Source organism: Paenibacillus sp. FW104-T2 (assembly GCF_058789975.1).
The window spans coordinates 57,860-69,879 of sequence record NZ_JBYTCE010000016.1 but is presented as its reverse complement, the minus strand read 5'-3'; the positions used below and the strand labels follow the sequence as shown (position 1 = coordinate 69,879).

Below are 12,020 nucleotides of genomic sequence, written 5' to 3'. Positions count from 1 at the left end.
ACGAGCTACTCCAGCTGTTTATTTATCAATGCACTATTGGTTTCTTTGAGTCTTTTTGGTCAAAAGGTTAAGCAAATAATCTTTTAAATCCACGATTCGTAAATACTCAGGCTTTTGGTCTGTTCCGCTGATAATCAAGGGAACAAGCGATTCCTGTTTACGAATTGATCCGTGGCCTCCTCCGTCCTTGTGCGTTGGTGAATTGCCACTGGTAAATTCATAGCCCGGTTTGGCCGTGACAACCAAAAATTCACCTTGGTGTGAACGGAGCGAGCTTGACAAGCGTTTCAGGACATCCGGATACTCATCGTATTTCAATGTATGTTTAACCTTGTTTGTGCTTAAGTCCAGTACCTCTTCATCCTGTTCAACCGTCCATGATTGGTTGTATGAATCGGTCAGGTTACCTCCTGATTTAAATCTGAGCTGTTTGCCTGTGGATCCCTGAACTGCGTAATTCCACTCGTTCTCTTTCCAGGAAATAAAGTCAATGCGTGGATCATCCTTTAGCAGGTTTGCTATATCTCTAAGGGAACGGTCCACCTTCAATGAATATATATAGGCCATCGTTTCATTGACGGCAAGGATGAGTTCAGCCTCCTTCGATACAGCATCACCCGGACGCATAATTTTGGCATCTCCCAGCAAAGAGGGCAGATCAATGACCGGATTCTGATCTTCAGGCAGAATACGAGTCATTCCGCTGTCACCCGCAATGATAAGGATGGCATCTTGCAAAGCTTTTTCCGGAGAACCGAATGTTTTCAACACGGATTGAAGCTGCTGATCTAACTCCTTGACTCCACGAAGTCCCGTAGGGCCTTTCTTATGTAACTCCCGGTCTAAATCCGGTAAATAGACAAACAAAAAATCCGGTAATTTATTGGATTGAATTAAATATTTTAAGGCTTCAATCGCAAATTCATTATGAATCCCCATTCGCTTCGTTAGACCATCCGGCAAGTCTTTAATCCCTTGAAACGGATTAGACAAGGCACCCAGGGACATTAAGTCCGGCCCTTTCACATCAATCTCTTTGGGTAAAGAAGCAGCTGCTTGAATCCATTGAGGTATCGACAGCTTTTGAGCGGACATCCCTCTGTATATCAGGCCGTTGATTGAACCCGATTTTAATCCTTGCCGGGCAAGATCCTCATAGATCGTAGGTAAATTCCTGTTCAAATGACTCCCGTTTAAATGGATTAGAGCATCGGTCACTACCGGGTGCACTCCTTGTTTGAGCACTTCCGTCGGGCCGGTTCCGTACATGATCATTTTTTTGTATTCCGCAGAATACCAAGTCAGACCCGGCACACGGTGAAGGTCCGAATATGCACCGGTAAGCAAGGAGCTGTCGATCGTGACGGACATCGTGGGAAAAGAACTGACCAGATTTTTATAATATTGCCCGTTCTTGATCAGAAATTGTAAGACAGGAAGCTCCTGCTTGCTGATTCCTTGGTCGATCGCCTGATACATTAAAGAGTCCACCATCAGGAAAATGACTTTTTTCGCATTGTTACCATTAGCGGAATTTATCCGCATCAAATCCTGTTCTTTAGGTTTCGAGCTCTGACATCCGATAAGCATGGCCAATAACAAAATCCAAGGCAATTTCCGAATCCCTTTTTTCCTCATAGACAATTCACCCCATTTATGTACATTTTGTCTTGAAAATCCTGGGGTTATTCGAGGTGCTTTTTGCCAAGAGGCAATGGGACCTGAAGAAATGCCTATTGTTCAACAATATCCTTTTTCAGCCGGCGCTCCAAACAGAAGCTCGACTTGCATACAGCTATTTTGTTTTTCTCATTTGATGAACTGCAGCATCTATAATGTATTTAAAAAACAAAAAGGTCCCCAATCTGCCAGAAAAAGCAGATCAGAAACCTCATGTATGAATTGATGCGGTCGAGAGGACTCGAACCTCCACGGGGGGTTAGCCCACACGGACCTGAACCGTGCGCGTCTGCCAATTCCGCCACGACCGCATATGGTATATCTCCGAGATAATCTATCGCGGCGACAAGAAATAATATATCATGTGAAATTCAATGTGTCAACAATTAAATGATTTGGTATAAAACTACGATAACCGAAAGTTATAAAATCTGGTCGAGACCTGACTTTCCCTGATGAGAATGAACCGTGCTCTCCTCTAATACTCCAATTTACTTATTTGTCCAATTTCTGTGCTGATGAAACACAAATTACGTTTTTGTCATCATAAATAAACATGGAGAACTACTATTTTTCACAAAAAGTCTTGAATTCCGTTAACATTGCAGAAGGAAGAAAGGTTTGACAATTACGCATTTATGCAATATAGTTTCAAAAGGTTACAAAAACTTAATTATTCATTTGCCGAGTTTCATGTTTGAAAACGGGGGAACCATTTTGGGTGAATTATTCTTATACATAGGAAATATAGGGAACCTTCTACCGAACCCTTAGCTAACTCCGTAGGCATCGAAGGGAGAACATTGATTTTGAAAAAACTGATCATTTCTATTTTTGGCGCAGCCGTTCTATTCACATCTGGTGCAGCAAGCACTGAGGCAAGCAGTATCAACACCGTCGTTAACAACATGACTGGAATTCCTTACAAGTGGGGCGGCACGACGCTGGCCGGGTTTGATTGCTCTGGATTTATGAGATATCTCTTCCAAAAATATAGCATTGATTTGCCACGTACTTCACAGCAGCAGGCCAAGGCGGGTACTCCGGTATCCAAAGCCAATATCCGCACAGGTGATCTGGTATTCTTCAACACTTCAGGCAGCGGCATTTCGCATACAGGCGTATACATCGGGGGCGGACAATTCGCTCATGCTTCCAGCAGCAAAGGTGTCAGCATTACCAAATTATCAAATCCGTATTTCAACACTCGCTACGTTACCGCACGCCGGGTGACTGGACAATTTATGTATAACAAGATGCTAGGAAAAATATAAGTTGGACAAGAAACAGGCTCTGGATCATTCCAGAGCCTGTTTTGCTGTCTAGTTATTCAGCTCACTTGCAGGAGAAACCTTAGTGCAATGCCTTTTGCACACGCATTGCGCCTTGAGACAGCGCGTGACCGCCGCCTACTGCTCCGGCTACCGCAACCGTCTCCATAATCTCCTGATCGGTTGCGCCCTTCGCACGTGCCTCTTCTACGTGGTAAAACGTACATACTTCGTTATTGGCAAACAATCCGATGCCGAGGGCAATCAGCTGCTTGGTTTTGGCATCAATGGCACCTGACTGAAAGCATTCACCCGTAAATTCGTGATACGCTTTGACTACGCCAGGCAATACATCGCTTAATTCTCCAATCTGATCCTTGTAGGCATGTACCTTATCATTCATCAATGTCATGGCTACCCGCACATCCTCTCGGCTGATAAGTTTACGAATTCTCGCTGTACCTATCTTCTCTCCCGAGTGTCGGAATTATGCCAAACCATCCATGGTAATTCCATGCATCCGTCTCCAGAGCGGCTCTATTCATCAGCCGGGCTTTGGCGCGGTTCGCTAAAGAGCTGATAGCGATAGCTGCGGTCCAGCTTGACCACACGTCTGTTCTGGCGACGGATAAGCACCTGTTCCCCATCCCATGCAACGATAATCCCTGTTACATCGTTGGACTCCAAACCATCCCGTACCACTCTTACTTTTTCACCCGATAAGCGCAGTGCATCCAATTCTGCATCACTAATCATGTCTATGGCTCCTATGTTCCAAAATAATTTACAAAAAGAGACCTAAATGAAGAGTCATTTAGGTCTCACGTGACTGTATTGGACTGTTATGTCATTCGAAAAATGTCCCGACTGAAAGTTACCGCTGCGCGTGCTCTTTGCTGTCGTTCTTCTCGAACCAAAAATCAAGCACTTTGGCGGACATCACACGTTCTTCAAGGTACTCCACTTGATGTGGTGTAAATTGTTCTTTCCAAGCGAAGGACAACTCTTCACACAAGCCTACAATGGTCAGCAACTCTGACCAGGCAACATAGCGTTTGTACCAGAAAAATTGAGGATGTTCAATCATATAGGGATAAAGGTCATCAAATTCCGTATGTTTACAATCCAGGGCACGTTCAAAATGAACTTTCGACTCCGCCAGCTTTTCAATAAAAAATTGTTCTGATGCCGGTTGGTTCCCCATGGTGTTGCCTCCTCTCCCTAACATAACCCCATTATAAATGAAATCCGCGGTCATGCAAAGGCATTGTTCAAAAAATAGGCTTTTTCCTTTAAACTGTCACATTTAATTATCGTCGAATTGCACGGTTCCATCATTCAATGAACGAATGCGCACCAAGGCTTCCACCGGAATGCCCTGCTCACGGATCGTACGTGCACCGGCCTGAAAACATTTCTCAACCACGACACCGAATCCGACGAGCTCCGCCCCTGAACGTTCAATGATTTTAATGACACCGCGAGCTGCATCTCCGTTGGCGATAATATCGTCTATAAACAAAATACGGTCGTTCTCATGAATATATTCGCGGGATACCATAATATCGGTTACGATCCCTTTGGTAAAGGAAGGTACGCGTTCACAGTAGGCATCGGGATCTGCCAGAAGTGTCTTTTTTCGACGGGCAAATACGAGCGGCACCCCAAGTTCATGTGCTGCGGCAAAAGCAACCGGAATCCCTGAAGACTCCACCGTGATGACCCGTGTCACTCCACTTTCACGAAAGCGAGCGGCAAACTCGCGGCCCATCTCCATTGTCAGTGCAGGATCAATCTGATGATTCAATAATCCGTCCAGCTTCAGCACCTGATCCGAGATGACTACGCCTTCTTGTAATATTCGTTGTTTTAATACTTCCATCATTCGACCTCCCAAGCCTATCCTATGAGGTAAAAGTATCATAGATGAGGCTGTCAGTTCAAGCGAAATCGGCTTTCCTCCATCATTGACCGATTCTGGGGACGAAAGCTTCTTACAATTGTCATGAGTTACCAGGGTCAAGCATACCTTGTACCATGGTACCCGCATGTCCAAACTATTATGGGGCCTGAGAGGGGAAACGCATGAAACAGGCATTCCGGGTGCTGCAGATCGCATTTACATACATCGGAACGGTTGTAGGGGCAGGCTTCGCGACAGGGCAGGAAATATTGCAGTTTTTTACCCAGTATGGCAAATGGGCCACCATCACCATTGGCTTATCGACCATACTATTTGTCTGGCTGGGCACCAAAATGATGCTCATCGCCCATGATACCGGCTCCCGCTCTTACGAGGACCTGAACAAGCACCTATTCGGCCAAAAGGCTGGAAAGTGGATTACCTGGATAACGCTTCTGATACTTATTGGTGTAAACAGTGTAATGCTCGCCGGAGCAGGCTCTGTCTTCGTGGAGCATCTTGGACTGAATTACCAGACTGGTTTGATTATTACGATAGTAGGAACGTACCTGCTTCTTGGACGAGGCATCAAGGCCATATTGCAAATGAATAGCATTGTGGTTCCGATGATGCTCCTGTTGTCCATTCTCATGATTACAAGCACCATACACCATCCCGGTGCCTTACGGTTCGTTACGCTGACTACAGATACCAATCCTATACAGGTGTGGCTGTCTCCACTATTGTATTCATCCTTCAATCTGGTACTGGCCCAGGCTGTTCTGGTGCCGGTAGGCAATCAGATCCGTGATCGTAATGTCCTGAAATGGGGCGGTGTACTCGGCGGAATCGGCGTAGGCTTCATGCTGTTAGCCGCCCATTTCGCCATGTCAGCACAGATGCCAGGTATCATGCAATTCGAAATTCCGATGGGGAGCATCGCCTTCCAACTTGGATGGGCTGTGCAATCTGTGTATGTAACTCTGATCTTCATGGAAATATTCACAACGTTCGTCGCAGATATCTATGGTATGACTCTTCAGCTGGGTCAGCACTTACAAGTACCCCCTAGATTAATTACATTAACCATTATGATGCTGTGCTACTCACTTAGCCAGTTTGGATTCAGTTCTCTTCTATCCATTCTCTATCCAATCTTCGGCAGCCTAGCCCTAGTCTGGGCCGGAAAATTGGTGATCGACCGTTGGGGAAGCTTTCGCACGAGACATAAAAACTTGTAAGTTATACTGCGTGCCAAAATGTATTATATTTTAATACCATATTCTCTCAAGCAAAAAGCCGCTGTTCTCCAGCGGCTTCTTCTGTTTATTTTATTTCAGGGATGAATCTAGGCTTTGCTCGCGTATTGCAGGTACAGCTTTTTCAGTTCATTAACCGATCTGCCCAATGAATAGTGCGTTTTGGCCTTTTCACACGCCGAGCGTGCAAGTTCGTACCGATACGAAGGATCCAGCATCACTTTCTCCAACGCCTCAGCAAGTGCCGAGGGATCCTCAGGGGGAACAAGCAGCCCGTTGCTGCCGTTCTCGATCTGTTCAGGAATGCCGCCCACATCCGTACCTATAAGTGCAAGACAACTCAGTGCTGCCTCGGCAAACACGGAACCAAACGCCTCTGCCCTGGAAGGAAGTACAAATATATCGAAAAATGGCATGAACTCTTCCGGATGCAGGGTGTATCCATAAAAAATAGTCTCATTATAGATACCCAAACGCTGAGCCAACTCTTCCAAATCAGGTCGAATCGGACCATCCCCGATAATATGTAAAACATAGTCATGTCCTCGACCTTTGAGTTCCGCGCAGGCTTTGAACAAAATATCCAGTCCTTTGGCCGGGACAAGCCGGCATACCGTAACCAGCTGCGGAATCGCATTATCATGAGGAATGGGTTTAAAACGTTTCTCATCAAATCCGTTCGGAATAATGCCAATGACGTCAGGCTGCTTCACATAAGGCGTTAAATACTGCCGAAAAGATTCGGAGACGGTTAACAACCGCTCTGCCTGATGCTCCAGCTCGCCGTAAATGGCAATCAAAAACTGATGATCCAGACCGTCTGGCTCGATTCTTCCATTCAGAATCAACTCACGCTCATAACTGGAGTGAATGGTTTGAATAAGCGGTGTATCGGGAAATACACTTTTCATGGCAAGACCCGCAATGGGATGGTGAGCGTGAATCAAATCATAAGGCTTCTGAATGCGCAGCTTCGTCCACCATAAATAATCACGGTAAGTCTGCATATATTTTTGAACGACAGGACTTTCCTGATACTTGGTCCAATCGAACGTTTCGAACTGCACGTCCTCCCTGCCCTTGTTGCGAATTCGCTTCGGCAGCGAAAACAAGTCCATCTCCCACCTCGGGGACGTAAACCTCTCCTGCATATACGGAATCATAGAGGATACACCTCCGGGCTGCTCCGGAGGAAAGAAAAGCGCCTGCAGCAATTTCACCGTTAGTTTCCCCCTTTCTAGCTTCAGTCTTTCAGTACATCTTCAATCATGATATATTAGAACGTATGTTTCAGTAAAGAAATAACTGTTTATTCCTCACCATTTTAACAACAACGTTGCAGCTTGCTGACCCTGAGGGTTATCTGGGGAGGGTCACGCGGACAAGCTAATGAAAAGGAGAGCAACAAGACATGAGCAAGCCTTCACTCCCTGAGTCGTATATACATCATATTCGGGAAATGCTCGGCTCAGAAGCAGAAGCATTTATTGACAGCTATGATCAGCCTCGTGTACAGGGGTTGCGTTTTAACTCCCTTAAAGCTACACCAGAGCTCAAAAAGCAGGTGATAGAGCAGTTTAACCTGACCAAGGTTCCCTGGTGCGAGACGGGATACTACTACCAATCGAATGAGCGTCCTGGCAAACATGTGTATCATGCTGCAGGACTGTACTATATTCAGGAGCCCTCTGCGATGTCGGCGGTGGAGATGCTGAACCCACAACCGGGTGAGATCATCTTGGATCTCGCGGCTGCACCAGGCGGCAAAACAACCCACATTGCCTCACTCATGGAAGACCAGGGACTGCTCGTTTCCAATGAAATTCATCCGGCCAGAGCCAAAATCTTGGCAGAGAACGTGGAACGAATGGGACTCTCTTCCGTTGTTGTTACAAGTGCAGCACCCGGAGAATTGTCGGCGCGCTTTCCTGCAGCCTTTGACCGGATTATGCTGGATGCCCCTTGCTCTGGCGAAGGTATGTTCCGCAAAGATCCGGATGCGGTCACCGAGTGGAGCGATGATCTGGTCACACTGTGTGTGAACAGACAATGGGACATTTTGCAGGATGCCTATCTCATGCTTAAACCGGGCGGGACTTTGGCTTATTCCACTTGCACCTTCAATCGCCAAGAGAATGAAGGCATGATGGAACGTTTTGTTACCACTTATCCAGATCTGACTCTTGTACGGACTGAACGAATCTGGCCTCACCTGGCCCAGGGCGAGGGACATTTTGTAGCTGTAGTGACCAAAGCAGAATCCCAAGCTTATGCATCCCAAGAACAGGAAGAACAACCTCGCAAACGCAAAGATAAAAGAGGCAGGAATCCACGTCAAACGACAGCATCCAAAGAAGTAGAATCCGCGTGGAATGCTTATCTGGCCTGGAGTTCTGACCATACAGACACGGTAGCTAACGGAACTGGCAGACCTCTGCTTTTTGGTGAAGCTTTATATGTATTGCCAGAGCGTGCTGCACAGCTGCTGACCGATGATCGTTTAAACAGATTGAAGCTGCCCCGTCCAGGGCTTCATGTCGGTGACTGGAAAAAAGGGCGCTTCGAGCCTGCTCATGCACTCGCGCTGGCTCTGGGACAACAGGAGGCTGTCAAGATGCAGCATGCAGCACTAGATGCAGAGACCAGCCAAGTGGCGGCATATCTTCGCGGTGAGAGCCTTCCTGCCGAAAGCGGACTTACCGGATGGACGCTTGTGACGTTCAACGGGCTCCCACTGGGGTGGGGAAAAGCCAGTGCAGGACAGTTAAAAAACCGTTTACCTAAAGGCCTTAGACGCATGCAGTAGACTAACCCTAACACGACTCAAAGCCGGTGAGCATTGGTGCTCCCGGCTTATTTTCCGTTCATTAATGGAGTTGAGTTAACAGGTTGATGAAATGAAATGACCTGTTTTTTTTAAATTTCATTTAGGATTGAAGTGGCTTCTCAAACGTACTATACCCATTAATTTTCCCCACAAAGGTATATCCGTTCCGAGGGTAAAATTCATTCAGCCTCTCATTGTCACCCACACAATCCAATCGCATGACGTGTTTGTTGTCAAATTGGATTCCACTGCTGGACCAACCCAAAATGTCCCGACCCAGTCCGGTACGGGCGTACTTTCTCCGAATGGCCAAACGATGCAAATAAACGGCGCCATCCGCTTGATGCGCTTGCGGTCCCCATAGCTCGGAATCCCAAGCACTTGGCTGCTGCATCAGAATAACCATGCCTGCCACATCGCCTTCTTTCTTGAACACAAACACATCACCGCGACGAATGGCTCCTGCTGTATCGTGGGAATCTTCACCTTTCAAAAGCGCACTCCACTGGGAAGATCCCTGGCTGCGTAACCATTCAGCTGTCTCCCTAAGCAAGGATAGTACATCTTCCGTGTCTTCCGGCTGAGCCCGCATTGCTCTAAAATCATCGTTAATATATTCTGTAATGATTGTAAATGAGTGCTTCATGGTTCTCCTCCAATTCCAGATCTCTTAAGAACTATTGGAACTATACCCGGAAATGAATTTTTCGTCAAAACAAATCAAAAAAGGTAAAAGGCCTAAGCCTCTTACCCGTCGATCTTCGCTTCATCTATAATCTGATTCCGGTACAGCATGGTAAGGTGCAATGTGTCGAATTCAAGGTCCTTGTCCAGTTCCTGAAGCAGCACCTCAACCAGATCCCGCCGCTGTGCACTGGTTCCGGGTACCTGGTAATCCATATAGCCCGTCAGGTCGGCATGAGATGTATCAATGGTTGCTGTCCCTACAGGTAATCCGCCACGTTCTTGCAGAAATAGCTCATAGACCCTGAATTCACGGTCCTTGCGCACCAACATGACATAACAGGAATCCTCTGCTTCGTCTATCTCGTCTTCAGAATCATCCCAATCCTCGTATTCGGTAAATTCCTCTTCCTCCGAGTCATCCACAAAGTCGCGGTGTACCCACTCCATGGACTCCAGCTCATTCCCCTGATGCCACATGCGAAGAGTAATCGTGTCGATCACTTCTTCGTCGAGTTCTCTTACGAGCAGCTCTGCCGCAGCATCAAGCTGGCTCTCAAGAGGCACGTCATACCAGTGTATCTCGCCTTGAATGTCGGCCCCATATTGTTTCAATGAAGCTTCTGCCAGCTCAGTCCCGTCAGCATCGTTAAACACATAGGTCGATATACTTCGTCCAGCGGTTACAAGCTCCATTTCCAGCACATGTTCCCGATCTTCATATGTAAAAGCTTCATCTGCTGTATCCGGAATTACGCGAGAATCATCCACATCCAGGTCATCCAAGTATTCATCAGCCTCGTAGTGCATATCATCCGACTCACGCTCTGGATCAAATTCAAGGTTTTGCAGAACTGAATGCAATGTGCCACAGCTGACCAGCACTTCATAATAGATCGCCTCCACTGCATCCGTAAGTGATCGGATATATGCATGAACCTGATCAATGATGTGCTTTTCCTCATCCGCTGAAACCAATTCCCGCTCCATCTGAAGACTGCCAGACAAACGGTCTCCTTCTCTATATACCAGCAGAAGTGAACCCGCGTATTGATCATTCACCATTATATCGAGCACTTCACCACCTGATGTACGCAGATCCGGAATCAGCTCCACTTTCTGTTTCATGTGCCTGTCCTCCTCCATTTCTAATGGTATTCTCATAGGTTACCCATGAGGCCAGTAGATTATGAAGCAGGAGCCTTTGAAAATGAAAAATGTGGTTGTTATTAGACAGCTAGGACGTGTTTTTGGACAGCATGCGCAACACCCTGCTCGTTATTGGAGAGTGTCACTTCATCCGCAGCAGCCTTCACCTCTTCCGGCGAGTTGTCCATGGCGATCCCAATGCCTGCATATGTCAGCATCGTGATATCATTGTAGTAATTGCCGATTGCCAAAATTTCGGAAGGTACAATACCTTTGGATTCGGCCAGTCTCTTCAGCGCCGCTCCCTTGGAGGCTTCCGGGTGCATCAGATCAATGAAAAAGTCTCCGCTGCGAGTCATGTAGTAAGGCAGATTCCAAGTTCCCCATTCCTGCTGAACCTTGTCCATCTGCTCTATGGGCCCAAACGCGGTGAATTTGGCAAGCGGTTCTGACAGGTCTGCCCACTGCGGAAGCTTTAAGGGCTCCATCATGAAGTTGTTATACATCTCCCGAACCTGTAATTCCAATCCTTCCGGCTGATCCACATATAATCCAAATGCCGTGTTGATGTCAAAATGCACACCGTTTGTACGGCAATATGTGACAAAGGGCTCCAATCCCTGACCATCCATGGCAAATCTGTGCACAATTTCACGGCTCTCCACTCCGGCCGTCACGGCTCCGTTATGTGTAATCACATATCCGTCAAGCCCCATTCGCTTCATAAAAGGAATGGTGTTGGCCGGACCTCTGCCCGAACACAGAACGATCTCGGCTCCCTGCCGGGAAGCACGGATCAGAATCTCTTGGGTCCATTCGGTAAGCTCATGATGATCATTAAGCAGCGTGCCATCTACGTCAAGTGCAATTAATTTGATTGTCATCGGGTCTTCACTCCTCAACTGTTTAAGTAATCGCACCCTCCCAAACCCTCCCTTCCGAGGGAGGGCCCCAGAGGGCTCTGCCCTCTGGACTCCCGTCTGTTCACCGACGTTTGGTCTGTTCTTGCTATGTGACGGTGGGTGTGGGAGCGCTTGTCTGCCTGGATCTCCGCTTATCGCGAAATCCAGGCCAAGCTTAAGCGCGACCATTTCGGGCAGCGCTTCGCTCTCTGCCCGGGGCTCCCTGCTCCGCTCCGCGAAGGGCGGGAGCTTGCGCCTGCGACGCTGAGGGCAGCGCTTCGCTCTCTGCCCGGGGCTCCCTGCTCCGCTCCGCGAAGGGCGGGAGCTTGCGCCTGCGACGCTGAG

Annotated in this window: 13 protein-coding genes, 1 tRNA gene and 1 riboswitch; of the genes, 3 read left to right on the top strand and 11 right to left on the bottom strand. The window is 47.4% G+C overall.

Annotated elements, in window-relative coordinates:
* Nucleotides 1–33 precede the first annotated feature (33 nt).
* Together AC3WQ3_RS19705 and AC3WQ3_RS19700 are read right to left on the bottom strand one after the other, a co-directional pair.
* The gene (locus tag AC3WQ3_RS19705; protein ID WP_492473232.1) at nt 34–1,638 is read right to left on the bottom strand and encodes an alkaline phosphatase family protein; all 1,605 of its coding nucleotides are present in this window, start codon (nt 1,636–1,638) and stop codon (nt 34–36) included.
* A gap of 268 nt (nt 1,639–1,906) precedes the next feature.
* Nucleotides 1,907–1,991, bottom strand: a tRNA-Leu gene (locus AC3WQ3_RS19700).
* Between the two features lie 361 nt (nt 1,992–2,352).
* A riboswitch (cyclic di-AMP (ydaO/yuaA leader) is annotated at nt 2,353–2,484 on the top strand.
* Between the two features lie 5 nt (nt 2,485–2,489).
* On the opposite strand from AC3WQ3_RS19700, the gene AC3WQ3_RS19695 reads away from it, so the two are divergent.
* Nucleotides 2,490–2,954: an NlpC/P60 family protein gene (locus AC3WQ3_RS19695; protein WP_154893689.1), complete on the top strand. Its 465-nt coding sequence runs from the start codon at nt 2,490–2,492 to the stop codon at nt 2,952–2,954.
* 79 nt (nt 2,955–3,033) lie between these two features.
* Here AC3WQ3_RS19695 and AC3WQ3_RS19690 read toward each other — a convergent pair whose 3' ends face one another.
* From AC3WQ3_RS19690 to AC3WQ3_RS19675, 4 genes are all read right to left on the bottom strand, one after another.
* Complete coding sequence (locus tag AC3WQ3_RS19690; RefSeq protein WP_095358830.1) at nt 3,034–3,363, bottom strand: carboxymuconolactone decarboxylase family protein; 330 nt, start codon at nt 3,361–3,363, stop codon at nt 3,034–3,036.
* A 125-nt stretch (nt 3,364–3,488) separates the two neighbouring features.
* Nucleotides 3,489–3,707 carry a hypothetical protein gene (locus AC3WQ3_RS19685; protein ID WP_492473231.1) on the bottom strand — a complete coding sequence of 73 codons (219 nt, stop codon included), beginning with the start codon at nt 3,705–3,707 and terminating at the stop codon, nt 3,489–3,491.
* Between the two features lie 118 nt (nt 3,708–3,825).
* Entirely contained in the window at nt 3,826–4,155 is a 330-nt protein-coding gene (locus tag AC3WQ3_RS19680) for a hypothetical protein (protein WP_095287969.1), read from the bottom strand.
* A gap of 102 nt (nt 4,156–4,257) precedes the next feature.
* Nucleotides 4,258–4,833 carry a xanthine phosphoribosyltransferase gene (locus tag AC3WQ3_RS19675; protein WP_336780215.1) on the bottom strand — a complete coding sequence of 192 codons (576 nt, stop codon included), beginning with the start codon at nt 4,831–4,833 and terminating at the stop codon, nt 4,258–4,260.
* 203 nt (nt 4,834–5,036) lie between these two features.
* On the opposite strand from AC3WQ3_RS19675, the gene AC3WQ3_RS19670 reads away from it, so the two are divergent.
* On the top strand, nt 5,037–6,095 hold the full coding sequence (locus AC3WQ3_RS19670) for a YkvI family membrane protein (RefSeq protein WP_336779517.1): 1,059 nt from the start codon (nt 5,037–5,039) through the stop codon (nt 6,093–6,095).
* Between the two features lie 107 nt (nt 6,096–6,202).
* On the opposite strand, the gene AC3WQ3_RS19665 is transcribed toward AC3WQ3_RS19670, so the two are convergent.
* On the bottom strand, nt 6,203–7,333 hold the full coding sequence (locus tag AC3WQ3_RS19665; protein WP_154896039.1) for a glycosyltransferase: 1,131 nt from the start codon (nt 7,331–7,333) through the stop codon (nt 6,203–6,205).
* A gap of 191 nt (nt 7,334–7,524) precedes the next feature.
* On the opposite strand from AC3WQ3_RS19665, the gene AC3WQ3_RS19660 reads away from it, so the two are divergent.
* Nucleotides 7,525–8,919 (top strand): RsmF rRNA methyltransferase first C-terminal domain-containing protein, encoded by a 1,395-nt coding sequence (locus tag AC3WQ3_RS19660; RefSeq protein WP_492473229.1) that lies wholly within the window; start codon nt 7,525–7,527, stop codon nt 8,917–8,919.
* A 121-nt stretch (nt 8,920–9,040) separates the two neighbouring features.
* Here the strand turns inward: AC3WQ3_RS19660 and AC3WQ3_RS19655 are convergent, their stop codons facing one another.
* The 4 genes from AC3WQ3_RS19655 to AC3WQ3_RS19640 form a co-directional block, all read right to left on the bottom strand.
* A complete protein-coding gene (locus AC3WQ3_RS19655) occupies nt 9,041–9,586 on the bottom strand; it encodes a GNAT family N-acetyltransferase (protein ID WP_492473228.1) in 546 nt (181 codons plus the stop codon).
* Nucleotides 9,587–9,687: 101 nt separating this feature from the next.
* Nucleotides 9,688–10,752, bottom strand: a complete 1,065-nt coding sequence (locus AC3WQ3_RS19650) for a hypothetical protein (RefSeq protein WP_492473227.1) — start codon at nt 10,750–10,752, stop codon at nt 9,688–9,690.
* Between the two features lie 101 nt (nt 10,753–10,853).
* Nucleotides 10,854–11,657: a Cof-type HAD-IIB family hydrolase gene (locus AC3WQ3_RS19645; RefSeq protein ID WP_492473226.1), complete on the bottom strand. Its 804-nt coding sequence runs from the start codon at nt 11,655–11,657 to the stop codon at nt 10,854–10,856.
* Between the two features lie 170 nt (nt 11,658–11,827).
* Nucleotides 11,828–12,020 (bottom strand): hypothetical protein (locus tag AC3WQ3_RS19640; RefSeq protein ID WP_492473225.1); only part of this gene is annotated, 193 nt, incomplete at its 5' end.